At 50.8% G+C, this 26,317-nt stretch carries 18 protein-coding genes; 11 read left to right on the top strand and 7 right to left on the bottom strand.

The window, feature by feature from the left end:
• Positions 1-7: 7 nt before the first annotated feature.
• A complete protein-coding gene (locus AC07N2_RS01835) occupies positions 8-616 on the bottom strand; it encodes a Crp/Fnr family transcriptional regulator (RefSeq protein WP_076592414.1) in 609 nt (202 codons plus the stop codon).
• 280 nt (positions 617-896) lie between these two features.
• On the opposite strand from AC07N2_RS01835, the gene oxc reads away from it, so the two are divergent.
• The 6 genes from oxc (at position 897) to fdhF (ending at position 12,968) form a co-directional block, all read left to right on the top strand.
• Positions 897-2,609, top strand: coding sequence for an oxalyl-CoA decarboxylase (oxc, locus tag AC07N2_RS01830; protein WP_494776752.1), 1,713 nt, complete (start codon positions 897-899; stop codon positions 2,607-2,609).
• Positions 2,610-2,859: 250 nt separating this feature from the next.
• Positions 2,860-4,119, top strand: a complete 1,260-nt coding sequence (frc, locus tag AC07N2_RS01825; protein ID WP_076592412.1) for a formyl-CoA transferase — start codon at positions 2,860-2,862, stop codon at positions 4,117-4,119.
• 582 nt (positions 4,120-4,701) lie between these two features.
• Positions 4,702-6,453 carry a thiamine pyrophosphate-binding protein gene (locus AC07N2_RS01820; protein WP_494776751.1) on the top strand — a complete coding sequence of 584 codons (1,752 nt, stop codon included), beginning with the start codon at positions 4,702-4,704 and terminating at the stop codon, positions 6,451-6,453.
• A 72-nt stretch (positions 6,454-6,525) separates the two neighbouring features.
• Positions 6,526-7,776, top strand: a complete 1,251-nt coding sequence (gene frc, locus AC07N2_RS01815; protein WP_494776750.1) for a formyl-CoA transferase — start codon at positions 6,526-6,528, stop codon at positions 7,774-7,776.
• 616 nt (positions 7,777-8,392) lie between these two features.
• Entirely contained in the window at positions 8,393-10,096 is a 1,704-nt protein-coding gene (locus AC07N2_RS01810; protein ID WP_494776749.1) for an NADH-ubiquinone oxidoreductase-F iron-sulfur binding region domain-containing protein, read from the top strand.
• Positions 10,097-10,127: 31 nt separating this feature from the next.
• A complete protein-coding gene (fdhF, locus tag AC07N2_RS01805) occupies positions 10,128-12,968 on the top strand; it encodes a formate dehydrogenase subunit alpha (RefSeq protein ID WP_494776748.1) in 2,841 nt (946 codons plus the stop codon).
• Positions 12,969-13,066: 98 nt separating this feature from the next.
• Here fdhF and AC07N2_RS01800 read toward each other — a convergent pair whose 3' ends face one another.
• Entirely contained in the window at positions 13,067-13,903 is an 837-nt protein-coding gene (locus AC07N2_RS01800; RefSeq protein WP_494776747.1) for an EamA family transporter, read from the bottom strand.
• A gap of 256 nt (positions 13,904-14,159) precedes the next feature.
• Here AC07N2_RS01800 and AC07N2_RS01795 point away from each other — a divergent pair, with 256 nt between their 5' ends.
• Complete coding sequence (locus AC07N2_RS01795; protein WP_494776746.1) at positions 14,160-14,996, top strand: formate dehydrogenase accessory sulfurtransferase FdhD; 837 nt, start codon at positions 14,160-14,162, stop codon at positions 14,994-14,996.
• A gap of 22 nt (positions 14,997-15,018) precedes the next feature.
• Here the strand turns inward: AC07N2_RS01795 and AC07N2_RS01790 are convergent, their stop codons facing one another.
• Positions 15,019-16,347: a D-amino acid dehydrogenase gene (locus AC07N2_RS01790; protein ID WP_494776745.1), complete on the bottom strand. Its 1,329-nt coding sequence runs from the start codon at positions 16,345-16,347 to the stop codon at positions 15,019-15,021.
• 326 nt (positions 16,348-16,673) lie between these two features.
• Between AC07N2_RS01790 and AC07N2_RS01785 the strand changes: the two genes are divergently transcribed.
• A complete protein-coding gene (locus AC07N2_RS01785) occupies positions 16,674-17,009 on the top strand; it encodes an HAD family hydrolase (RefSeq protein WP_076592404.1) in 336 nt (111 codons plus the stop codon).
• Positions 17,010-17,123: 114 nt separating this feature from the next.
• Here the strand turns inward: AC07N2_RS01785 and AC07N2_RS01780 are convergent, their stop codons facing one another.
• From AC07N2_RS01780 to AC07N2_RS01765, 4 genes are all read right to left on the bottom strand, one after another.
• Entirely contained in the window at positions 17,124-18,263 is a 1,140-nt protein-coding gene (locus tag AC07N2_RS01780; RefSeq protein ID WP_494776744.1) for a UbiH/UbiF/VisC/COQ6 family ubiquinone biosynthesis hydroxylase, read from the bottom strand.
• 10 nt (positions 18,264-18,273) lie between these two features.
• Positions 18,274-19,605, bottom strand: a complete 1,332-nt coding sequence (locus AC07N2_RS01775; protein WP_494776743.1) for an aminopeptidase P N-terminal domain-containing protein — start codon at positions 19,603-19,605, stop codon at positions 18,274-18,276.
• On the bottom strand, positions 19,602-20,318 hold the full coding sequence (murU, locus tag AC07N2_RS01770; protein ID WP_494776742.1) for an N-acetylmuramate alpha-1-phosphate uridylyltransferase MurU: 717 nt from the start codon (positions 20,316-20,318) through the stop codon (positions 19,602-19,604). The genes AC07N2_RS01775 and murU overlap by 4 nt, the downstream gene beginning before the upstream one ends.
• A gap of 79 nt (positions 20,319-20,397) precedes the next feature.
• A complete protein-coding gene (locus AC07N2_RS01765; RefSeq protein ID WP_494776741.1) occupies positions 20,398-21,435 on the bottom strand; it encodes an aminoglycoside phosphotransferase family protein in 1,038 nt (345 codons plus the stop codon).
• A 149-nt stretch (positions 21,436-21,584) separates the two neighbouring features.
• On the opposite strand from AC07N2_RS01765, the gene AC07N2_RS01760 reads away from it, so the two are divergent.
• Genes AC07N2_RS01760 through pdxA form a run of 3 tightly spaced genes read left to right on the top strand, consistent with a single transcriptional unit; the run spans position 21,585 to position 26,302 of the window.
• Positions 21,585-23,798 carry an LPS-assembly protein LptD gene (locus AC07N2_RS01760; RefSeq protein ID WP_494776740.1) on the top strand — a complete coding sequence of 738 codons (2,214 nt, stop codon included), beginning with the start codon at positions 21,585-21,587 and terminating at the stop codon, positions 23,796-23,798.
• Positions 23,799-23,827: 29 nt separating this feature from the next.
• A complete protein-coding gene (locus tag AC07N2_RS01755; protein WP_494776739.1) occupies positions 23,828-25,231 on the top strand; it encodes a peptidylprolyl isomerase in 1,404 nt (467 codons plus the stop codon).
• Between the two features lie 27 nt (positions 25,232-25,258).
• Positions 25,259-26,302 (top strand): 4-hydroxythreonine-4-phosphate dehydrogenase PdxA, encoded by a 1,044-nt coding sequence (gene pdxA, locus AC07N2_RS01750; RefSeq protein WP_494776738.1) that lies wholly within the window; start codon positions 25,259-25,261, stop codon positions 26,300-26,302.
• Positions 26,303-26,317 lie beyond the last annotated feature (15 nt).

Genomic DNA, 26,317 nt, shown 5'->3' with positions numbered 1-26,317 from the left:
CAAGAGGTCAGATTTTTCCTTGATGTTTTAGTCGGCTCAATGTTTCTGGCGACAAATTGAGGTAGGAGGCGAGTTCTTTCTTCGGGATGCGATCGAAGAGTTCTGGATGTTTACGAGTAAAGCGCTGTACGCGACCAGGCGCATCGAGCAAATGCAAAGTAATCGTATGTGCCATGATTTCGCTCATCAAATGCATGACGTCTAACTCAAATGCTTGTTTGACATGTTCATGTTTATCGATGAAAGCGATCCATTGCAGCAAAGGCAACTTCACGACGCGCGCTTTGGTTACGCAGATGATGCTGTAAGGTGTAGGCGTTTTCAGTCGCCATGCGGCGTAACTGGTTTCCATATTGCGTTCATCGGCAAAGCGTAGAATCATTTCCTTGGCTTGCTGATTAGTAACAACGCGCTTCAATATGCCATCAAGGATGAAATATTGTTCCATTTCATGCACGCCCTGATGCAGCAGGAAGTCACCTTTTGGACAGTCTACGACGAGTAAATGCGACTCCAGTTCGGCCCATTCGCTATCAGTCATGTCTTTTAAGACAAGATTTTGTCTGAGCTGGACGCGAATGACATTTCGTTCTGGATGGTTATCAACAGTCGGCATTTACAAGATATGTAGATATAAAAGAAAGAAGGGTGGTCGGGGCCGATATCATGCGATGAAAATTGACCGGGGTCAATGATCGAAGCGAGGGCAGATCGATATGATACGCCCACTTGGATAGTGTATGCGTAAAAGCATAACTAAAGGGTATCTCTAAAAATCAACCGATCTGATTTTTAGAGGTGCCTTGCAAGTACGAATGGCCGACAAAAGCGCGGCAACCATGGGATTAGGCAACGTTGCCTAACCTTTATCGAAATCAACCGAAGAGATATTCATTATGAAAAACGACATTCAGGCAGTAGCAGAAGGCGTAGAGCTGACAGACGGCTTCCACCTCCTGATGGAAGCCTTGGAAATGAACGGCATTACCAACATTTATGGTCTTCTCGGCATTCCGGTTACCGAAATCGGCCGTATGTGGCAAGCACGTGGTAACAAGTTCTTCAGCTTCCGTAACGAACAAAATGCAGGTTACGCGGCATCGGTTGCTGGTTACTTGACCAAAAAACCAGGCGTTTGCGTGACTGTTTCCGCACCTGGCTTCTTGAACGGTTTGACTGCACTGGCTAATGCCACCACCAACTGCTTCCCAATGATTCTGATTTCCGGTTCTTCGGAACGTGAAATCGTCGACCTGCAACAAGGCGACTACGAAGAAATGGATCAGTTGAACATCGCTCGTCCACATTGCAAAGCTTCGTTCCGTATCAACCGTACTGAAGATATCGGCGTAGCAGTTGTGCGCGCTATCCGTACAGCATTGTCCGGTCGTCCAGGCGGCGTGTATCTGGACATCCCAGCACGTCTGTTCAGCACCACCATGAGCGCAGAAGAAGGCGCGAAAACTCTGTTCGTTCCAGTTGATCCAGCTCCAGCACAGATCCCAGGTCCAGACGCTGTTGCACGCGCTGTTGCATTGATCAAAGGCGCTAAAAAGCCATTGATCTTGCTCGGCAAAGGTGCTGCTTACGCTCAATGCGACGCAGACATCAAAGCACTGATCGAAGAAACAGGTATTCCTTTCACGCCTATGTCGATGGCTAAAGGCCTGGTTTCCGATACGCATCCACAATGTGCTGCTGCTGCACGTTCGATGGTTCTGCAAGAGTCCGACGTTGTTGTATTGATCGGTGCTCGTCTGAACTGGTTGTTGTCGCACGGTAAAGGCAAAACATGGGGCGGCTCGAAACAATTCGTACAGATCGACATCCAAGCTAACGAAATGGACAGCAACGTACCTATCGCTGCACCACTGGTTGGCGACGTTCAATCTTGCGTCAATGCATTGCGCGCTGGCCTGAAAGGCGCTGCTAAGCCAACAGAATGGATGAGCGCTATTGCTGAACGTGCTACTGGCACCAAAGCTAAATTGGCTACCAAACTGAGCACAGCTACTCCAGTCATGAACTACTTCAACTCGCTCGGCGCAATCCGTGACGTGTTGAAAAACTACCCAGACATCACTCTGGTTAACGAAGGTGCAAACACCCTCGATAACGCACGTATGGTCATCGACCAATACTTGCCACGCAAACGTGTAGATACAGGTACATGGGGCGTAATGGGTATCGGTATGGGTTCGGCTGTTGCTGCAGCTGTTGAAACCGGCAAGCCAGTCGTTGCAATTTGCGGCGACAGCGCATTCGGTTTCAGCGCAATGGAATACGAAACAATCACACGTTACAACTTGCCAGTAACCGTCATCATCATGAACAACGGCGGTATCTACCGCGGTGACGAAGCAAACCCAGAACACCAATTCTCGTGCATGTTGTTCAATCCGAACACCAAGTACGATATGTTCAGTGTCGCTCTGGGTGGCGAAGGCGTTCGTGCTGAAACTCCAGAACAACTGGCTAAAGCTTTGGAAGCTTCCCTGAAATCGGGCAAGCCAACCATCATCGACGCGATCATCGATCCAGCAGCTGGTGTTGAATCCGGCCGTATTGGTAACTTGAACATCGTTTCGACGATCGGTAAGAAGAAGTAATACTAGATAGAGCCAAGGCGCAAGCCATGGTCATTGCGTGGCACGGTCAGCGAAGTGTTGACTGTGCCGCAACTTGACACTGTTTGTGGTGCGGCACTAGACTAGAAGGTTAAGAACTCCAAGTAGTATTGGATTAAAGCCATGTAAATGGCGCGATTCCACTCAGAACTCTCTGAGTGGTTTTTCACTTCCTGAAAGTATTCTGATTTCAGGAGTCAAGTTAAACGATTGATAAGGAAATCTACCAATCATGAGTCAAACATTACCATTAGCAGGCGTTAAGATCATCGACTTCACCCACGTACAAGCTGGTCCAGCATGTACGCAGCTGTTGGCTTGGTTCGGTGCTGACGTTATCAAAGTTGAGCGTCCAGGTTCCGGCGACGTAACTCGCTCACAATTGCGCGACATCCCAGGCAAAGATGCTTTGTACTTCACCATGCTGAACAGCAACAAGCGTTCGCTGACCTTGGATACAAAAACCCAAGAAGGTAAAGAAGTTCTGGAAAAGCTGATCAAAGAATCCGACGTTATGGTCGAAAACTTTGGTCCAGGCGCATTGGATCGTATGGGTTTCTCATGGGCACGTGTCCAAGAATTGAACCCAGGCATGATCATGGCATCGGTTAAAGGTTTCAGCGATGGTCACCACTACGAAGACTTGAAAGTCTACGAAAACGTGGCTCAATGTGCTGGCGGCGCTGCTTCCACCACAGGTTTCTGGGACGGCCCACCAACTGTTTCGGCAGCTGCTTTGGGTGACTCCAACACAGGTATGCACTTGGCAATCGGTATTTTGACAGCTCTGATGGGTCGTCAAAAAACTGGCAAAGGCCAAAAAGTTGCTGTGTCGATGCAAGATGCTGTTTTGAACTTGTGCCGCGTCAAACTGCGCGATCAACAACGTTTGGACAAAATCGGCTACTTGGAAGAGTACCCACAATACCCACACGGTAAATTCACTGACGTAGTACCACGCGGCGGTAACGCTGGCGGTGGCGGTCAGCCAGGTTGGGTTCTGAAATGTAAAGGTTGGGAAACCGATCCTAACGCGTACATCTACTTCACCATCCAAGGTCATGCTTGGGCGCCAATCTGTAAAGCATTGGGTAAAGAAGAATGGGTTGACGATCCTGCATACAAAACTGCAGAAGCTCGTCAAGACAAGATTTTTGACATCTTCGCAACGATCGAAGAATGGCTCAAAGACAAAACCAAGTTCGAAGCTGTCGACATTCTGCGTAAGTACGACATCCCATGCGCACCAGTTCTGTCGATGAAAGAATTGGCTAACGACGTATCGTTGCGCGAAAGCGGTTCGATCGTTGAAGTTGAGCACAAAGATCGTGGCGAAAAATACCTGACAGTTGGTAGCCCAATCAAATTCTCCGATATGAAACCAGAAATCACTGGTTCGCCATTGTTGGGCGAACACACTGATGAAGTTCTGGCTCAATTGGGTTATTCGAAAGAGCAGATCGCTGCATTGCACGCTGCTAAAGCAGTTTAAGAATTTCTTCAACTAGCTTCTAGCTTGTAAAAACGGCGCCCAGTTTGGGCGCCGTTTTTTTTCGTCTGTGCCACGAGAGGGCAATGCGTAAAGTGGCACTTCTGGGTGTGTAATCGTTAGCTGATATAGTGCTTGTTTGCTCAAGCGAGCATGTTTGAGGATGAGTAGTGAATGATAAATTATGCTGCGATGCAAAATTTTATCTAAGCTCGCATTGATTCTGCGTGTTCTCGGATAACTAGTGCGCTGCAAAATCTCATCGATAAATCGGTGTTAAAAAAGCACGATGGAAGGTAAGAAGAGTAGTTGCTGTGATGGCCTTATTTAAGAGGGAAAAATAGGCAAAACAGAGAAGGATGCGCAGGGCGAATATCATGCGATGAAAATTGACCGGGGTCAATGATGGAAGCGCAGGCAGATCGATATGATACGGCCACTCGTATTAGCTATAGTGAATGCGCAGGCTGAAGGGTATCTCTAAAAACCTATACATGTTTTTTAAAGATGCCTTACCGTAAGAAGTAAGTAAACAGCACGGCCGTGAACGAGCATGACTTTCATGGCCGGCTTAACAGGAAAATCATGTCTTCAGTAACGGCGTATCCGTCGACCACGACAGCAGATGACACCCTCAAAGTGAAGAGCCGCGATAGCGGCATCATTTCGGGTGGTCATCTGGTTGCGCGTGCACTGAAGAATGAAGGCGTCGATACCATCTTTACCCTATGCGGTGGGCACATCATCGACATCTACGATGGTTGTGTCGATGAAGGCATACGCATCGTTGATTTTCGCCATGAGCAAGTTGCTGCACATGCAGCAGACGGCTATGCCCGTCAAACTGGCAAGCTCGGCGTTGTTGTCACTACGGCAGGACCGGGCTGCACTAATGCCATGACTGGTATTGCCACCGCTTTCCGTTCGGAGAGTCCGGTGCTGCACATCGGTGGTCAAGGTGGCATCACTCAACACATGATGGGTTCCCTGCAAGATTTGCCGCATACAGAAATGATGCGTCCCATCACCAAGTTTTCTGAAGGTGTGCGTTCCACTGAACGTATAGCAGACATGGTGTCTATGGCGATACGTGCAGCGTTCGCTGGTGCATGCGGTCCTTCGTATCTGGAAATCCCGCGTGATGTACTTGATCGTGAAATCGACGTGAGTCGTGCTGTGATTCCTGCACCTAGCAGCTATCGTGCGTCAGTTAAATCGATAGGTGATCCGCTCGATATTACAAAGCTGGCGGACTTGCTGTTGCACGCAGAGCGTCCAGTTATTCTGTTCGGTAATCAAGTCTGGACTTCGCGCGGACACAAAGAAGCTGTTGCTCTGGTGCGCATGCTGGATATTCCAGCTTACTTTAATGGCGCTGCGCGCGGTATCTTGCCGCCGGGCGATCCGCATCACTTTGATCGTACACGTCGTGAAGGTTTCGACAAGGCGGATGTCATTGTGATCGTCGGTACGCCTTTTGATTTCCGCATGGGCTACGGCAAACGCTTGAGTCAAAATGCGAAGATCGTTCAGATCGATCAAGACTATCGTACGGTCGGTAAAAATCGCGACGTCAATTTGGGTTTGGTTGGTGATCCGGGTGCCATCCTCGCGGCAACGCTGGAGGCAGCATCAGGTCGTATCGACAAATCGGCGCAAGCAAAACGCAAAGTATGGATGAAGGCCTTGCAGGCAGCAGAAGTTGTCGCAACGGAGAAATTGATGCCGCTGTTCAAATCGAACAGCTCACCGATACATCCATATCGCGTTGCATATGAAATCAATGAATTCCTCGGCGAAGACACTATCTACATCGGTGATGGTGGTGATGTCGTGACGATCTCGGCACAAGCGGTTCGTCCACGTAATCCGGGGCAATGGATGGATCCAGGCGCCTTAGGCAGCTTGGGGGTTGGTACCGGCTTCGCAATTGCTGCCGGTTTGGCCAATCCGGAAAAAGAGGTATTGTGCTATTACGGTGATGGCGCATTCTCAATGACCTCGTTCGATATTGAAACAGCGAATCGCTTCAATGTCCCATTTATCGCGGTGGTCGGGAACAACTCGGCCATGAATCAAATCCGTTACGGCCAATTGGCAAAGTACGGTGAAGAGCGCGGTAATGTTGGTAACCTGCTGTCCGATATCCCGTACAGTCGGTTTGCTGAAATGTTGGGCGGTTATGGTGAGGAAGTGCGCGACCCATCACGCATCGCAGGCGCGCTACAGCGTGCTCGCGAGTCAGTACAGAAAACACGTAAATCTGCAGTCATCAATATCTGGGTCGATCCCGCGGTCTACGCACCAGGTACGATGGCGCAAACAATGTATAAATAATTTTTATTAGCTAAGTACTGCGCGAGTGGGGATGACCTGTTCGCGTTTTTTTGTAAAAGATAGGAGTAGTTGATGAGTAAGGCATTAAGCGGCTATCGCATTCTTGATTTCACACACGTGCAATCAGGCCCGACATGTACCCAGTTACTGGCATGGTTTGGCGCAGATGTTATCAAGGTTGAACGTGCTGGCGAAGGCGATGCTACACGTGGTCAATTGCGTGACATCCCAGAGGCAGACAGCCTCTATTTCACGATGCTCAACCATAACAAGCGTTCGATCACGCTGGATACAAAAAATCCAAAAGGGAAAGCTGTCCTCGAAACCTTGATCAAGGAATGCGACGTACTGGTAGAGAACTTCGCACCAGGCGCGCTGGATCGTATGGGTTTCACATGGGAACGTATCAACGAACTCAACCCAAAAATGATCGTCGCATCGGTCAAAGGTTTTGGTCCTGGTCCATACGAACACTGCAAAGTGTATGAAAATGTCGCGCAATGCGCAGGCGGTTCTGCTTCGACTACCGGTTTCGACGACGGCCCACCAATGGTCACTGGCGCACAAATCGGCGACAGCGGTACCGGTTTGCATTTGGCGCTGGGTATCTTGGCTGCATTGTTGCAACGTCATGCAACTGGCCGTGGTCAAAAAGTGTTGGCACCTATGCAGGATGCAGTCTTGAATCTGTGCCGCGTCAAGCTGCGCGATCAACAGCGTCTGGAACGTACCGGCGTCATGAAAGAGTACCCACAATATCCGGATACTCCATTTGGCGATTCCGTACCACGCGCCGGTAATGCATCGGGTGGCGGTCAGCCTGGTTCGATTCTGAAATGTAAAGGTTGGGAAACCGACCCTAACGCATACATCTACTTCATCGCTCAAGGTGCGGTATGGGCGCCGATCTGCAAAGTGATCGGTAAAGAAGAATGGTTGACGGATCCAGCATACGCAACACCAGCATCGCGCTTGCCACACTTGAAAAACATCTTCGCAACAGTGGAAGAGTGGACTAAGACCATGACCAAGTTCGAAGCCATGGACATCCTCAACAAGTTCGACATCCCTTGCGGTCCGATCTTGTCGATGAAGGAAATCGCTGAAGAGCCATCGTTGCGTGAAACAGGCACCATCGTTGAGGTGGATCATCCAGTTCGCGGCAAATACCTGACAGTCGGTAACCCGATCAAACTGTCGGATAGCCCAACTGATGTGACACGTTCGCCATTGCTGGGTGAGCACACAGAAGAAGTGCTCGGCCAACTTGGTTACAGCGCGGAAGATATTGCAGCATTGCGTGCGGAACGCGTGATCTCGTAATTCAAAAGTAAAGCGGTCTGTAAAGACCGCTGCTGCAAAAAAGCCTCTCCCTAACGGGAGGGGCTTTTTTTATTGGCTAACGGCATTCGCGTTTGTATATGCAACGTAGAGCGTATAGCGTATAGCGAATGAAATGGGGAATTGATATATGCTTATTTCAGCCGGTAAAATGAGGTGCTTTGGAGCGAAGCATTTTATTTTGGGATAGCATGATAGGAATGCGTTAAGCGAGTCATTCAAATGAGAATGATTCCTTTTACGGTGAAAATGCGAGCAGAAGGCTGATTTTTCTATGGTTTTTGCCTGCGGCAAGGGCATATGTACTAAAGATCATGTGGAAAATTGACCTTGGTCAATGCTGGAGGTGGGGCCGCATCGATAAGATACGGCCATCTGAAAAGGGTCTTTATATGCTAAAAAAAGCATATATGCGGTTTCCCGGGAATTAATTGATACGTAAGCCAAGCAGTAAGTGCAGCAAAGATGGTGGAAGTCGAACGGTCTGATGCAGAAAGACGGGCATCCACGATGCAGGATAAAGCGCAATAAGACATAGAACGACACGATGAGAAGACCCTGATAACTGTCAGGGTATTTAAGCTGATTAGGAACAATCATGAACCACAAAGTCATTCCAATTGCAGTGCAAGAAGTAGTCAACACAAAGGAGCGCAAGCGTCAGGCGCCAAAAGGCCGCCGGGTTGACCCTGCTGCATTGGCTGAAGTGCGCGCGTTGCTGGGCGACGAATCACGTCAAGCCGATCTGCTGATTGAACATCTGCACAAAATCCAAGACAAATTCGGTCATTTGGCTTCCAGCCATCTGGCTGCGCTGGCGCAAGAAATGCGCTTGGCACAAACAGAGGTGTATGAAGTGGCGAGCTTCTACCATCACTTCGATATCGTTAAAGAAGGTGGTATTGCACCGCAGGCATTGACCGTTCGCGTATGCGACGGCTTGTCATGTGAAATGGCCGGCGCGAAAGATATGTTGGCCAAGTTGCCTAAGCTTTTGGGCAAAGAAGTGCGCGTGATTGCAGCGCCTTGCGTTGGTCGTTGCGAACAAGCTCCAGTTGCGGTCGTTGGTCAAAATCCGATCATCAACGCAACATGCGAAGCAGTACAAGCAGCGGTTGAGAAAAAAGAAATCGTGCAGGCAGAAGGCAGCATTACTGACTTCGCTGCATATCAAAACGAGGGCGGCTACGCGCTGCTGAAGAAATGTATTTCCGGCGAACGCGATGTTGAGTCTGTCATCAAGACGATGGAAGATTCCGGCTTGCGTGGTCTGGGTGGTGCAGGTTTCCCATCTGGTCGCAAATGGCGCATCGTGCGTGGCGAAAAAGGCCCACGTCTGATGGCTGTGAATATCGATGAAGGCGAGCCAGGCACATTCAAGGATCGCGTCTATCTGGAAAAAGATCCGCATCGTTTCCTCGAAGGCATGTTGATTGCAGCATGGGCTGTTGATATCCAAACTATCTATATCTACCTGCGTGACGAATACCACGGTTGCCGCACCATGCTGGAAGCGGAATTGGCGAAACTGAAAGCCAATCCACCGATGGAAAACATGCCTGAGATTTTCCTGCGTCGCGGCGCTGGCGCTTACATCTGCGGTGAAGAATCCGCGATGATCGAATCAATCGAAGGCAAACGCGGTATGCCGCGTCTGCGTCCGCCATATGTGGCGCAAGTCGGTTTGTTCGGCCGTCCGACACTGGAACATAACTTTGAAACCCTGTACTGGGTACGCGACATCCTGGAAAAAGGCGGCGACTGGTTTACATCGCATGGCCGCAATGGTCGTAAAGGTTTGCGTTCGTACTCAGTCTCCGGTCGCGTGAAAAATCCTGGCGTCAAACTGGCACCAGCTGGTATCACGATCCAGGAATTGATCGACGAACATTGCGGCGGCATGCTGGATGGTCAAACCTTCTACGGTTACCTGCCAGGCGGCGCATCGGGCGGCATCTTGCCAGCATCGATGAATACGATTCCACTCGATTTCGATACCTTGCAACCATACGGCTGCTTCATCGGTTCGGCGGCGGTTATCGTTTTGTCGGATAAAGATACTGCGGTACAAGCAGCACGCAACATGATGGACTTCTTCAAGCATGAGTCTTGCGGTCAGTGCACACCATGCCGTGTTGGTACTGCCAAAGCAGCAGAATTGATCAAGAAGCCGAAGTGGGATGTTGGTTTGCTGGAAGATCTGTCGCAGGTGATGCGTGATTCGTCGATCTGCGGTTTGGGTCAGGCTGCGCCTAACCCTATCGACTGTGTCGTCAAGTACTTCCCGCATGAGTTGGCTTAAGTACGTAGCCCCGGATTAAGGTGAAAAGATAATGAACGCAATTACCCGAAGCGAAATGGCACAACTCGAAGTGCCTACAGTTACGTTTGAGTTGAATGGTCGTGAAGTAACCGGCCGTGCAACCGATACGATCTTGACCGTCGCCAAGCGCGAAGGCATAGAAATTCCGCACCTTTGCTTTAAAGAAGGTATGGACACAGCAGGTAACTGCCGCGCATGCGTCGTCGAAATCAATGGCGAACGCGTACTGGCACCTTCCTGCTGCCGTAACCCGACCAACGGTATGAAAGTAAATACCGAAAGCGAACGTGCAGTGAAATCGCAAAAACTGGTGTTGGAACTGTTGCAGTCCGACATGCCAGAAGCTGACTATACGCGCCACAATGAAGTGGACGAATGGGCTGCGAAAATGGAAGTCGGCAAGCCACGTTTTGAAGCACGTGCACGCGTCGCTCCTGATTTCTCGCACCCTGCGATGACGGTCAATCTTGATGCATGTATTCAATGTACACGTTGCGTACGCGCTTGCCGCGACGAACAAGAAAATGACGTGATCGGCCTGGCATTCCGCGGCGATCACGCGAAGATCGTGTTCGACATGGATGACCCGATGGGCGCGTCGACTTGCGTCGCTTGCGGCGAATGCGTACAAGCATGCCCAACCGGCGCTCTGATGCCGGCACGCGATGTTGCGATGAACGTTCCTGACAAACAAGTTGATTCCGTCTGCCCATATTGCGGCGTCGGTTGCCAACTGACTTACAACATCAAAGACAACAAGATTCTCTACGTTGAAGGCCGCGATGGTCCTGCTAACCGTGAGCGTCTGTGTGTTAAAGGTCGTTACGGTTTCGATTATGCAAACCATCCACACCGTTTGACCAAGCCTTTGATCCGTCGTGCTGATGCACCTAAGAGCGGCGACTTCATCATGGATCCAGATCGCGTAATGGAAGTATTCCGCGAAGCGACATGGGAAGAAGCATTGCAAGTTGCCGGTGGCACCTTTGCAAAAATCCGCGACACCCACGGCAAAAAATCGTTGGCTGGTTTCGGCTCGGCAAAAGGCAGTAACGAAGAAGCGTACCTGTTCCAGAAATTGGTACGTACTGGTTTCGGTAGCAACAACGTCGATCACTGCACACGCTTGTGCCACGCATCGTCAGTTGTCGCTTTGCTCGAAGGTATCGGTTCCGGCGCAGTGTCGAATCCAGTAATGGACGTGACCAAGGCAGAAGTTGTCATCATCATTGGTGCCAACCCAACTGTGAACCATCCGGTTGCTGCAACCTGGATCAAGAATGCTGTCAGCAACGGCACCAAGCTGATCGTTTGCGATCCACGTCGTACAGAAATGTCGCGTATTGCGCATCGCTTCATGCAGTTCAAGGCTGATACCGACGTTGCAATGCTGAACGCGATGATGAACGTCATCGTTACTGAAGGTCTGGTCGATAAAGAATTTATCGAAAGCCGCACCATCGGTTACGAAGAACTGCGCAAAAACGTTGAAGGTTACACACCTGAATTGATGGCGCCTATCTGCGGTATCGATGCAGAAACATTGCGTTATGTTGCACGTCTGTACGCAACCTCAAAAGGATCGATGATCCTGTGGGGCATGGGCGTATCGCAACACATCCACGGTACTGACAACGCACGTTGCCTGATCGCACTGGCATTGATGACTGGTCAAATCGGTCGTCCAGGTACAGGTTTGCATCCATTGCGCGGTCAAAACAACGTGCAAGGTGCATCCGACGCTGGTTTGATCCCGATGGTGTATCCAGATTACCAAAGCGTGAGCGATCCTAAGATCCGTGCCAACTTTGCAAAAGCATGGAAGATGTCGGAAGACTTGCTGGATCCAGAACCAGGTCTGACCGTGGTTGAGATCATGCATGCGATCACCGACGGCAAAATCCGCGGTCTGTATGTACAAGGTGAAAACCCAGCGATGTCTGATCCAGATGCAAACCATGCGCGTGAAGCATTGGCTGCTTTGGATCACCTCGTTGTTCAGGATATCTTCTTGACTGAAACCGCTTATCTGGCTGACGTCATCTTGCCTGCAAGTGCGTTCCCGGAAAAAACCGGTACCTTCACGAATACTGATCGTACGGTGCAAATGGGTCGTCAAGCGTTGAACCCACCAGGCGAAGCCAAGCAAGATCTGTGGATCATTCAGCAAATGGCAAACCGCCTTGGTCTGGATTGGCAGTACAAGCATGTGTCGGAAGTGTTCGATGAAATGCGTCACACCATGCCTAGCATCGCTGGTATCACATGGGAACGTCTGGAACGTGAAGATTCCGTGACCTATCCATGCGAAAAAGAAGGCGATCCAGGTGAGCCAGTCGTGTTCGTTGACAGCTTCCCACGTGAATCCGGTCGTGCGCGTTTTGTACCTGCAGATATCATTCCTGCAGCTGAGCGTCCTGATGCTGAGTACCCTATGGTCTTGATCACGGGTCGTCAGTTGGAACACTGGCACACAGGTAGTATGACGCGTCGTGCAACGGTGCTGGATTCGATTGAACCGGATCCTATCGCTCTGATCCATCCGTTGGATTTGGCGAATATGGGGGGCAATCCAGGCGATATCATCACGCTTGAATCACGTCGCGGTAAAGTCTCTCTGTATGCACGTGCTGACGATAGCTCGCCACGCGGCGCGGTATTCGTACCGTTCTGCTACTACGAAGCGGCGATTAACCGTTTGACGAATGCTGCACTGGATCCGTTCGGCAAGATTCCAGAGTTCAAATACTGCGCAATTCGTATTGCTTTGGGTGGTGTTGCTCCGGTACAGACCAGCTACGGTGGTGGTCAGGCATTGACTAACTTGACGAATAGTCTGGCGCTTAACTAAGACGATTTAGTCAGGTTTAGTTAGCGTTAAAAAACCGGCACTTGCTCTTGCAGCAAGTGCCGGTTTTTATTTGGATTAAGTATTTTGAAATGTTGATGCTAGAGGTGTAGTCCCAGCACGACAGCGCCGACCGTAATCAAGAGGCAAGACAGTATCCGGCGCATGCTCAATTTTTCACCGAGGAATAACCAGCCTATCAGCGCGGCAAACAGTACTGATGTTTCGCGCAAGGCCGATACGGTTCCCATCGGTGCCAACGTCACGGCCCAGATCACGATGCCGTAAGCCAGCAGCGACATGACACCGCCGCCTAGTGCGGTCCAGGTTTCGCTGGTGCCCAATGTAATTGGCAGGCGCCTGTGTCGCCACAGATAGATCAATGCAAGCGGTATGCTGTCGAGCACGAACAGCCAGCCGCAATAGGATAGAGCATCACCTGATGCACGTGCGCCCATGCCGTCAGTGATGGTGTACGCCGCGATGAAAGCACCGGTGGTGAATGCTGCGATGGGGCCTGCAAGATTCACGTGATCTCTGACGTGCGCGAGGCTGATGATGCCAACGGAAATCAAGATCACGCCTAGCAATGTCAACATGCTCATTTCTTCGCCGACAAATAGCGCTGCACCGAGCGTCACGAGCAAAGGCGAAGAGCCACGCGCAATGGGATAAGACTGACTAAAGTCGCCAATCCGGTAGGCGCGTATCAGGAACAGGTTGTAACCAGTATGCAGGACGGCCGACAAGGCGATGAAGGGCCAACTTGCTGCCAGCGGCAGCGGCAGGAAAAATATCAGTGGTAACGCACCCAAACCTGCGCCTATGGTCATTACGGCGAGGGAGCCTAGTCTATCGGCGCTGCTCTTTAATAAGGCATTCCAGGAGGCATGCAAGAGCGCGGCGCACAGCACCAATGCAAGAACAAATGGGCTCATGCCAAGCTGCCGTAAGAGGGATGCATCATTAGATAGGTAAGTAGATTGAAGCATCCATGATACTCGTACAGCTTCTAGAACGCGTTTACACCTTGGGTCGCTGTTGGATAGATTAAAGTCACTCGTCCTGCTTACCTGCCTGAGCAGGCCTGGTAATGCGATAATCACGACATCTGATTTTCATTTACTCGTTAAACATGGCTACGCACGATCAGCTGCTTGCGAGTGCAGTCGTACTATTTTGAATTTGTTATCTATGAATGCTCGTCCAGTTTTATCCAATGCAGTTCGCAAGCTGACACATGATGTTGAAGTCATGGATGAGCGTGGTCGCGTCTCAACGATTGCGATTCCAGCCGAGCAGCCATTAACGATTTATGTCGACAAGCGTGAACTGGTGACCTTGATGACTTTGGGTGGTGCGCCGGAAGCATTGACCTTGGGTTATTTGCGCAATCAGCGTTTCATCAAAAATATTGAAGACATCTTGTCGGTGCAGGTGGATTGGGATGTCGATGCGGCGGCGGTAGTAACGCGCAACGGTATCGATAATATTGAAGAGCGTACTTCCAAGCGTACGGTCACGACAGGTGGCGGCGAAGGCACAGTGTTCGGTGGCTTGATGGATGAAATTGATTCCATCTCTTTATCATCTGATGCACGCTTAAAGCAATCTACCCTGTACAAAATCATAGACACCATACGCATACATCGTTCGGTCTATAAGCAAGCCGGTTCGGTACATAGTTGCGCCTTGTTTTCTGCAAATGGTGAGCTGATTCATTTTGTTGAAGATGTCGGTCGTCACAATGCCGTCGATGCAATCGCAGGAAAAATGTGGTTTGACGATGTGCGTGGTGATGACAAAATTTTCTACACCACAGGGCGTTTGACATCAGAGATGGTGATGAAGGGTGCGCAGATGGGCATTCCGTTTTTACTATCGCGCTCCGGTGCTACGCAGATGGGGCACATGGTGGCCGAGCGTCTGAAGATGTCATTGATTGCGCGTTGCAGCGGCAAACACTTCTTATTGCTGAGCGGCGCTGACAGGATTGTTTTTGATGATCTTGCAGTGGCCGAAAACGCGTAGCCGATTCAAGCGGGTTTGTTGTTTATGCAGTGCGATTATTGTGGCCGCTTGATACAACAGAGTGGGTAGATGCCTTGCGCGGTGTAATGCCGGTAAAAGCAAAATCTACCTCTGGATGTACGCCAGAAATAATATCGGCGATCGCACGTCCCGAACCGCAGCCCATGGTCCAGCCTAGCGAACCATGTCCGGTATTCAAGAATAAATTACTGAATTTTGTCTTGCCTATATAGGGCACATTCGATGGCGTCAATGGACGCAGGCCCGCCCAGTATGCAGGACTCTCGTAATCGCAAGCATCGGGAAACAGCTCACGCGTTCTGCGCGTAATTGCCTCGCATCGCGTGGCATTCAATTCGCGCGAATAACCATTGAATTCGCAAGTGCCAGCCACACGCAATTTATTTCCCAGTCGCGACAAAACCAGTTTGTAGCCGTCATCGATCAGCGATATGGTTGGTGCCAAATCGGGATTCACAATCGGATAAGTCGCCGAATAGCCTTTGCCCGGATAGATCATCAAATCGATACCCAGCGGTTTCAACATTGGTACGGAAAAACTTCCCATCGCCATCACGAATGCATCCGCGTGCAGCGTCATGTGACGACCTTCCGGATCAATCACTTCAACACCGGTTATGCGTGCTGCAGCGCCGCTTCCTTCTGTAATCAGGCGTGTGACCGTCGTGTTGAATTGAAAGTTGACGCCGCGCTCTTGCGCTTTGCGTGCCAGGCCGGTGGTGAATTTATAGATGTCGCCGGACTCATCTGTTTCAGTAAAATCGGCACCGACTATTTGCTTGCGGATATGGGTTAACGCTGGTTCCAATGTCACTGCTTGATCCACAGTCATGGGCTCACGTGGACAACCGAGATCACGCATCACGCTGGCTGATGCCAGTGATTCGTCGTAGTCTTTTTGATCTGTGTAGAAGTGCAGAATGCCGCGCGTTAAGCAGTCGTAGTCTATGTCGACTTCGGCACGTACAGATTGCAGAGTCTGGCGACTGTATTCAGCGATGGCGACGATTTGATGGATGTTGTGAACGGTGCGTGCTGGTGTGCATTCACGCAGAAAGTTCATGCCCCATTTCCACTGCAGCCATTCGGCGCGGAAACGATAGAGCAAGGGCGCATCTTCCTTGCCTAGCGATTTGAGTATGGTCATGGGCGCAGTCTTGTTGGCCCATGGTGTGGCATGCGAGACGGAGATCTGGCAACCATTGGCAAAACTGGTTTCCTGCGCAGCACCGGGTTGGCGTTCGATGACCGTGACGTCGTGACCGGCTTTGTTCAAAAACCAGGCCGATGCCGTGCCGATAATGCCCGAACCCAAAACGATGACTTTCATGACGCGATCAATCCCGAGATGTTGCTGTTGATGCCTGCGATTGAGCGATGCGGATTGCAGACCGGCCTGTATTTAGCCCGGTCGCAACAATATCCTGCCTGAGCAAGGTTTGCCTATGACTACTGTCAATAATCACCGTAAACCTCGTCATAAATCATTAAATAGCAGTTTTTTATTCTTCTTATTCATAAGTTATAAGTAATGATTATGATTAAATACTTTAACTATACCTAATCATTGTTGGGCATTACGATACGTTCGCAGTCTGTAGAAAGGTGTGCAGACAGGGTTCCGCAGTGACGTGAACATATAGAAGAGGAAGTGCCATGATCAATTCCGTACTTGAACAATGCCCAATACGTGATGCAGTTGAATGCCATCTTGCTGCCTATAATGCAGCGTTCTACGAGCTCGGCCTGAGCTGGCACTGGGATGACGAAACATTCCACGCGCTGCAAAGCCTGTCGTGCGAAAGAGATCGCATCAAGAAGTATATGGAAACGCATCAATCGCATTTGCTCAGAGTGTACGACGCGGACTTCCTGATCGATGCCATCCAAACTACCAAAGCCCGCTGCTACGAAACCATGACACATGGCGGTGCTAAAAAAGCATCGACAGTCAATTGGGCAGAATTTCAGCGTGCTGAAGTCGGCGTCTGATCAAAATAATTTTTAAGTGACAGTGCCGAGCGCACTGTGCTGATTTGCTAGGAATCATGAAAAAAGCCGCATCTGGTGATGCGGCTTTTTTATTGGGCAGAGCAAGAATGCCGCTTAAGGGCGTCGACCAAACATCATTTGCTCAGCCAGAAATTTCTTGGCAGGCTGGATTGCATCGACCATGCCTAGTGATATCCCCAACAAGGTTTGCGAAATAATTCCGCGAGAGTTATCCGCGAAAATTCTCGCCATGATGTCGGTCAGATGGATGGTGGTGTTGCGATCCGTGCGACGTTTTTCTGCGAACTTGTTTAATGCATCCGGCATTGCATGTGTGCTCAGCAGTTGCGCCAGTACTACGGCATCGCGCAATCCCAGATTGAGTCCCTGACCTGCAACCGGATGCAAGGTTTGAGCGGCATTACCGATTGCGATCATGCGTTCGGATGTATCTGGTTTTGCATTCAACCCAAGTTGGAAGGAATTGCGTTTGCTGCAGGCGGTGAAGTTGCCCAAGCGCGTACCGAAAGCGCGTCCAAGCTCTTGCAAAAATGCTGCATCCGACAAGGCCAGCAAATGCTCTGCAGTTTTCGGACGTACACACCATACCAAGGCATAGCCATCCTCCTGTGGCAGCAATGCCAGCGGCCCTTCATCCGTGAAACGTTCAAAAGCACGATGTGAAATCGCTGCGCTGACATCTACGTGCGCGACGATCGCAATTTGGTCGTAGTCGCGGTGCAGCGTTTTCTTTGTTTGTTCGTTATAGATGCCGCCTTCAGCCTGTATCACCAACTGTGCGGACAATGGCGCATGCTCGGTGAAATTCAGGCTCACCATGCCATCGTTTTCCGTGATGCTGCTGACACTTTGCGGGCGTATCATCTTGATCGCCGTCGCTCCTGCAAGTGCATTCAGAGCGGAGACGATAGCGCCGTAACGTGTGACGTGACCGAGTGCGGGCAGATGGTATTCAGCACGGTCTATCAGAGTGCGGCCAAAATGGCCGCGACGCGAGACATGAATTTGATGGATGGCTGTCGCTGCAATGGGCCATGCACCTATCCGTTCCAGGATTTGCTGACTGCCGTATGACAGTGCAATTGAGCGTGGGTCTTGCGCGCTTTGCTCTATGGTTTTTGCATCTATCAGTGCAATGCGATCAGCTTGTTTGCCATGCTTGACCAATAATGCAGCGAGCGCCAGTCCTACCGGGCCGGCGCCGCAAATGGCGATGTCGAAATCAGTTTGCATGGCAATCGAATCAGTGCTTCATCAAGGCTTCGATATCGGCCACAGTTTTCGGTGCTGCTGCGCTCAGGACGTGTGAACCGTTAGCCGTGACCAAGGCGTCGTCTTCGATACGGATGCCGATATTCCAGTATTTTTCTGGCACGCCTTCTGCCGGACGAACGTAAATACCCGGCTCAACGGTCAGCACCATACCCGCCTGCAAAGTACGCCATGGTTTATCTGTGCCATTTGGTGCTGCATCTCGGTATTCGCCGACGTCGTGTACATCCATGCCCAGCCAATGCCCGGTGCGGTGCATATAGAACTGGCTATAGGCGCGACTGGTAATCACATCATCCAGCGAGCCGACCTTGTTCTTGTCGAGCAGGCCGGTGTCCAGCATGCCTTGTGCCAGAACTTTGACAGCGGCATCGTGGCCATCCATGAAACGTTTACCAGGGCGCGTTTCTGCAAACGCGGCATCTTGTGATGCGAGCACGATTTCATACAATTCTTTTTGCGGGCCAGAGAATTTTCCGTTCGCCGGGAAGGTGCGCGTAATGTCGGATGCGTAGCTGTCTAGTTCACAACCAGCATCGATCAAAACCAGATCGCCATCTTTCAACTCCGCATCGCTGGCACGGTAGTGCAGCACGCAGGCATTCGCACCAGTGGCGACGATGGAGCCGTAAGCTGGAAACTGCGAACCGCTGTTGCGGAATTCATGCAGGATTTCTGCCTCCAGATGATATTCACGCAAGCCTGGGCGTGAGATGCGCATCGCACGTCTATGTGCTGCGGCGGCGATATCGGCTGAGCGTTGCATGATGTCGATTTCACTCGCGCCCTTGAACAGGCGCATTTCATCCAGCAGTACATGCACATCGTAGGCAGCAGTCGGCGGTGTGACGCCAGCGCGTGCTTGTGTGCGTACAGTTTGCAGCCAGCTTTGTACTTGCGTATCGAGTTTGCTGTCGCTACCGAGTGCGTAGAACAGGGCCGGTGCATTCGCCATCAACTTTGGCAGTTCGGTATCCAGTGCTTCTATCGGATAGGCGGCATCGAAACCGAAAGTGCTGCGTGCTACATCCGGGCCATAGCGAAAGCCATCCCAGATTTCACGTTCCATATTCTTTTCGCGGCAGAACAATATGGCTTGGTTCTTTGCGCCTGCGACTAAAACAATCACGGCTTCCGGTTCGGTGAAGCCGGACAAATAATAGAAGTAACTATCGTGTCGATACGGATAGTCGGCATCACGGTTGCGCATGACTTCCGGCGCGGTCGGGATGATCGCAATGCCGCCGCCTTTGGCTTGCATTTGTGCGATCAGTGATGCGCGTCTATCGGTGTACGGTTTCATTTGTAATGTCCTGTCAAAGGTGCATTCAGTTCTGCCAAGCGTTCAGCCGTGCCTACATCAGTCCAGTCGCCGCGATACAGTTCGCCGCCGACCTGGCCGCGCGCTGCATATTCACGCAACAGCGGTGCGAGCTTGGCCGATTCACCGGCTGCTATCGAATCGAACATGCTAGGGCGATACACGCCTATGCCGGAAAAAGTCAGTCGAGGCTCGCCTTCGTTGGCGATGGAAAAACTGTGCAAGGAAAAATCACCCAGCGGATTATGTACCGGATTCTTTACCAGATACAGCCATGCTACATCGCGTTGATCGACAGGGTATGGATTGCCCCAGACATCGTTATCTTCCAGCACATTTTTCACTTGTGAAAAATCAAAGTGGGGGCAGTAGATGTCGGCTGCAAGAGCCAGAAAAGGTTCATCGCCGAGCAGGTGGCGCGCCTTGGCAATGCCGCCTGCGGTTTCCAGTGCCGTGCCTTCAGCTGAATAGCTGATACGTGCGCCAAATTTTTCACCGTTGCCCAGTGTTTCTTCAATCATATTGCCGAGGTGGGCGTGATTGATCACGATATCTGTGATGCCAGCGCGCACCAGATTCAGGATGTGCCAGACGATCAAAGGACGCCCGCGCACTGTGAGCAGCGGCTTGGGGCAAGTATCTGTGAGCGGACGCATTCTTTCGCCGCGCCCGGCTGCGAATATCATTGCTTTCATGGTGTTCGCATTTCGTTAATAGATATTTGATGCGACCTGCGTAGCCAAGGGCTAGCGGCAGGCCGGAGTGTGTTGTTGCTTAAAAGGTATAGCCGACTTGGGGAGCCTTGTCTTCCAGCTCGTCCAGTAATTTCACTAGAGGTGCCAGTTCCTTGTAACGATAGGCCACTTTACGGGTGTATTCCATGACCAGCGGTAGGTCTTTCAGATAAGCGTCTTTGCCGTCGCGGTGATGCAGGCGAGCAAAAATACCCAGTACTTTCAGGTGTCGTTGCAGACCCATGAATTCAAAATCGCGGTAGAAAGAGTCGATATCTGGATTGACCGGTAAACCGGCACGTTTGGCGCGTTCCCAATAGCGGATTGCCCAGTCCAGTACGATTTCCTCATCCCATTGTATGTAGGCATCGCGTAGCAATGAGGCCAGATCGTAAGTGATAGGGCCAAATACAGCATCCTGGAAATCCAGTATGCCGGGATTGCCTTGCGTCAGCACCATCAGGTTGCGTGAATGGTAATCGCGGTGCACATAGACTTGAGCCTGCGCAAGATTATTCGCCAACAGGAGCTCGAATATATTGTTCAGTGTAGTGGTTTGCTTTTCTGTCATGGTCAGGCCAAGATGCTTGCCTATATACCATTCTGGAAACAGCATCAGTTCGCGCAACAGCAAAGCGCGATCATATTCGGGTAAAACCGCAGGTTTGCTGTGAGTCTGGATGTGCACCAATGCATCGATGGCATCTATATATAACTTGTGCGCATTGTCGGGATTCAGCAATTGCAGATAAGTGGTCGATCCGAGGTCGGTCAGCAGCAAAAAGCCCTGGTCGATATCTTGTGCCAAAATGCTCGGCACGGACACGCCGGTTTCGCCAAAAACCTCTGCAACATGGATAAACGGCCGTACGTCTTCCTGTGGCGGTGGGGCATCCATTACGATAAAAGTGGCGCCATCCGCATCGTCTATGCGGAAATAACGGCGGAAACTTGCGTCGGAGGAAGCAGGCCGTAAGGAGTCCAGTTTGAGCAGCGGTGCTGGTAAAGAGGCTAGCCATTTGTTGAGTTCCGTCAGACGCAAGTCGTCAGCGGAATCAGATGTTGTATGTAAAGACATGAAGCAAGCCTAGGTAATCCGGTTGATGGGCGGTGAGTTCCCATATAATAAGGGATTAAATTCGAAAAATCGCCAGCGATGGTACTCAAAACTCTATTTTCATGACCTGGCCCTTCTCTTTTCACCGCCCTCAGCGTTTGCTAACGACAATGGCCGCATTGATCGCCGCGGTTTCTGCGCCGACCTTCGTTTCTGCCCAAATTGTTGAAACAACTGCAAAATCGCCCAAGGCGGCCGAACGTGACGAAGAGACGCGTGTCAGCGCCGAGCAAATGACAGGGCGTCCGGATCGTGAGCTGATACTTGATCGTGATGTGGAAATCATCCGCGGCGAGACGACGGTTTCTTCCGATCATGCGACTTATTGGGTGAGCGAGGATGAGGTCGAAGTGAACGGTAACGTTCGCATGACGCGCTTCGGCGATCGCTACACTGGCGACAAGATGCGTATCAAGATGGATACGGGCGTTGGTTATGTCACCAATCCGACGTATCTGATGCAAGAGAGTAATGGGCAGGGTCGGGCGGAACGGATTAATTTCGAATCGGAAGACCGCGCCGTCGTTGTAGATGGGACTTATAGTACCTGCGAAGGCCCGAATCCGGACTGGTATATCAAAGCGAGTACCCTGGAGCTAGATACCGGGCGTGAGGTTGGTTCTGCCGAGTCACCTGTGATTTATTTCAAGGGCGTACCGATTTTAGGTGCGTTTTCGATGTCTTTCCCGCTTTCTGGTGCGCGCAAGTCAGGTTTTCTGGCGCCGACCTTTGGTACGACGAGTACCGGCGGTTTTGAATTAGCGACACCTTATTATTTCAATATCGCGCCGAATCGCGATTTGACACTGACACCGCGATACATCGCCCGTCGAGGGCTTATGTTGGGTGCGGATGCACGTTATTTGGATGCCGATTACGCAGGACAAACCAAAGCGGAATTCCTGCCTAATGATAGTGAGACTAAGACTAATCGTTGGGCGTTTTCCTCTGTGCATACGCAACGCTTTAATTCAGCGGCGTCGTTTGGCTGGAATATCAATTCGGCTTCGGATAATAACTACCCCGTTGATTTCTCACGGAATCTGACAACGAGTACGCAACGCCTGTTGTCGCGAGATCTGTACTTCAATTACTCCGGTAGTTTCTGGACAGCGACGGCACGCGCTTCTAACTATCAAGTATTGCAGGATCCTGCTTCGCCTATCGTAGCTCCGTACGATAGACTGCCTCAGGTAAGTCTTGTCGCAGGACGACAAGACGTTAATGGTTTTGATTGGACGGCAAATCTTGAGGCGACACGCTTTTGGCATCCGACTCTGGTGCGCGGCGAGCGTTATGTCGTTAATCCTAGTATTTCATACCCGATTATTCGTCCTAGTTATTTCCTGACGCCTAAATTGTCGTTGAATGCTGCGACATATAGTGTTCAGGATCCTTTGACTGACATCAGTTCAAAATATAACCGTGCATTGCCGACTTTTTCTTTGGACGGCGGTTTGGTATTCGAACGGGAAACCAGTATTTTCGGTCAAGCCGCAACCCAGACCCTGGAACCGCGTCTGTTTTACGTAAGAACGCCGTATCGTGATCAAAGTCAGTTCCCGATATTTGATACGGCATTAGCTGATTTGAGTTTTGCACAGATTTTCAGTGAAAATCGTTTTATCGGTAACGATCGCATCAGCAATGCGAACCAGTTAACGCTGGCGATGGTCTCACGTTATATCGAAGAAAGTGGCACGGAACGTTTGCGTTTGGCACTCGCGCAGCGTCTTTATTTTGACGACCAACGCGTTACCTTGGGCACCCCGATTGCAGAAAGCAAATCCGATTTGCTGGCATCAGGCATGCTCAAAATTTCCAATGCGCTTAGCACTGAAGGCAATATGCAATACAGCGCGAGTGAAAGAGGTATTACTCGTGCGAATGCAGGGGTGAGCTGGCGGCCGGAGCCAAAGAAAGTATTGAATTTGACCTACCGTGTGGACGTACCGAATGCCTTGCGTCAAGTGGACGTATCCGGCCAATGGCCGATCGCTGATCGCTGGTATGGTGTCGGCCGACTCAATTATTCTTTGCCTAACGATTATGCGAATCGTCCTAGTTATACGCAGACAGGCGTGGCACCAGCCAGAGGTTTGTCTGAAGGCCTGATCGGTCTTGAATACAAGGCCGATTGCTGGATATTCCGTGTGGTGGCACAACGTATTCCAACGGCGACTGGTCAATCAACATCAACGCTCTTTTTCCAACTCGAGTTGAGCGGCTTAACCAAGTTGGGTTCCGATCCTTTGGAAGCCTTACGTACAAGTATTCCTGGCTATCAAGTCTTGGGAAGACCTTCCAACAATCTCAATTATTAAGCTGGCACGTAAAAATCATGAGTCATCCTATGTTTAATTTTCAAAAGCCGATTCGATCTGTCAAACATGCATTGATTTTGTTGGGCATGACGTGTGGCATGACGCTTGCTGCCCATGCGCAAAACATGGCCCCTGCAACTACTCCTGCATCTGTACCTAGTGTGCAGCCGCGTTTGGCCGATGCCATTATTGTGGTGGTCAACAATGAAGTGATCACGCGCTATGAATTCCTTGAGCGTCTCAAGATGATCGAGGCCAGATTGAAAAGTCAGGGTGGTGCCATGCCACCACGCGATCAGCTGCAACGCCAATTATTGGAGCGCATGATCGTCGAGCGCGCGCAATTGCAGCAGGCGAAAGAGTCGGGGATCAAGGTTGACGATGTGATGCTGGATCGCGCCATTGGTCGTATTGCAGATCAAAACAAATTGAGCATGCCGGAATTCCGCAAGCGCCTGGAAGAAGATGGTCTGGTCTACTCCAAATTCCGCAATGAGATTCGCGACGAGATCACCATGCAGCGTTTGCGTGAGCGCGAAGTAGATAACAAGATCCAGATATCGGATGCAGAAATAGATGCTTACCTTGCAGCACAAAACGGTACGACCGCCGCCGCTCCGCAGGAATTACATCTCGCACAAATTCTGATTCGTGTACCTGAAAATGCAACGCCGCAACAACTCGCCGATAGCAAAAAACGCGCAGATGATGTGATCGCACAATTAAATGCTGGTGCGGACTTTACCAAATTGGCGGTTGCCTATTCAGATGGTACGGATGGTTTGACGGGTGGTGAGTTGGGCTGGCGTACTGCGGATCGTTTGCCGCAATTATTCGTTGATGCCACAGCCAATCTGCAAGAAGGACAAATTGCCCCGTTGGTGAAAAGCGGTAACGGTTTTCATATTATCAAGTTACTCGGAAAACGCACGCAAAGCGTGATGCGCGGCGCGACGCAGGATCACGGTGCAGCGGCACCTGCGGCGGTCAAGCAAACACATGTCAGCCATATTCTGATCAAGGTGAATCAAGTTGTCTCGGCAGCGGAAGCGCGCCGCAAATTGACAGAATTGAAGCAGCGTCTCGATAACAAGGCTGCGACGTTTGAAGAATTGGCGCGACTGTATTCGAATGATTTCTCTGCATCCAAAGGTGGCGATCTGGGCTGGATTTATCCTGGCGATACCGTGCCCGAATTCGAACGTGCGATGGATGCACTGCCGATAGGTCAAGTCAGCGAACCGATCGAATCGCCGTTTGGCTATCATTTGATTCTCGTGACGGAACGCAAGAGCGACGACGTATCGCAAGAACGTCAACGCATGATTGCGCGTCAGGCAATTCGCGAACAAAAAATGGAAGAAGCAACGCAGGATTGGTTGCGCCAAGTACGTGACCGCGCGTATGTTGAATACCGTTTGGAAGATAGATAATCATGTCCCTCTCGCTTTATCCATGCTGTGAGTAAGCGCCCGACTATCGCCATTACCTGTGGCGAGCCAGCCGGCATCGGCCCGGAAATTTCTATCCGGGCTGCATGGGAATTGCGTGCCGATGTAAAAAGCATATTGATAGGTGACGCGGCATTTCTAGCGATGACCGCCGCTGCCATCAATCCGGCTATTCGATTGTCAGCACTATCTTTGCAAGCAGTACGCAATAGCGGTTTGCCGGATTTCCCACGTGATCAAATTACAGTGATCGACTGTTCGCTTGCGGCGCACGTGGTACCCGGCAAGCTGGATGCGCATAACGGACGTTACGTGTTGCAAACGCTGGATATCGCGATAGAAGGTGCAATGCAAGGCTGGTTTGATGCGATCGTGACTGCGCCGCTGCAAAAAAGTACCATCAATGAAGCCGGTGTACCATTCACCGGCCATACAGAATATCTGGCTGATAAAACCAATACGGCGCAAGTTGTGATGATGCTGGCGACCAATGCGACGCCGCAGCCTTTGCGTGTGGCCTTGGCAACGACGCATCTGGCATTGAAGGATATTGCTGAGGCAATTACCTTCGATAGCCTTGCCGGTATCCTCGATATTCTGCACGTCGATTTGCAGAAAAAATTCGGCATCGTGAAGCCGCGTATTCTCGTAACAGGTTTGAATCCGCATGCAGGCGAAGGCGGCTATCTGGGGCGGGAAGAAATTGAAGTCATCACGCCGGTACTGCAAGCTGCGATCGCTAAAGGTTTCGATGTGCGTGGTCCGTATCCAGCCGATACATTATTCCAGCAAAAGTATCTGGAAGACGCTGATTGCGTACTCGCGATGTATCACGATCAGGGTTTGCCGGTATTGAAGTACGCCAGTTTCGGGTTAGGTGTAAACATTACCTTGGGTTTGCCGATCATCCGTACCTCGGTCGATCACGGTACAGCGCTGGATCTGGCCGCTGCCGGTTTGGGCCATGCCGATCATGGCAGCATGCTGGAAGCGATACGCGTTGCATCGCAAATGGCAACAGCATCCACCTCTTTTACAGAAGCAACTCGCTGAATTCATTCGGCTTGA

The organism is Herminiimonas sp. GW821-FHT09C12, assembly GCF_059416385.1.
The sequence above is the reverse complement of the archived record's forward strand: the minus strand, read 5'-3'. Positions and strand labels throughout refer to the sequence as shown.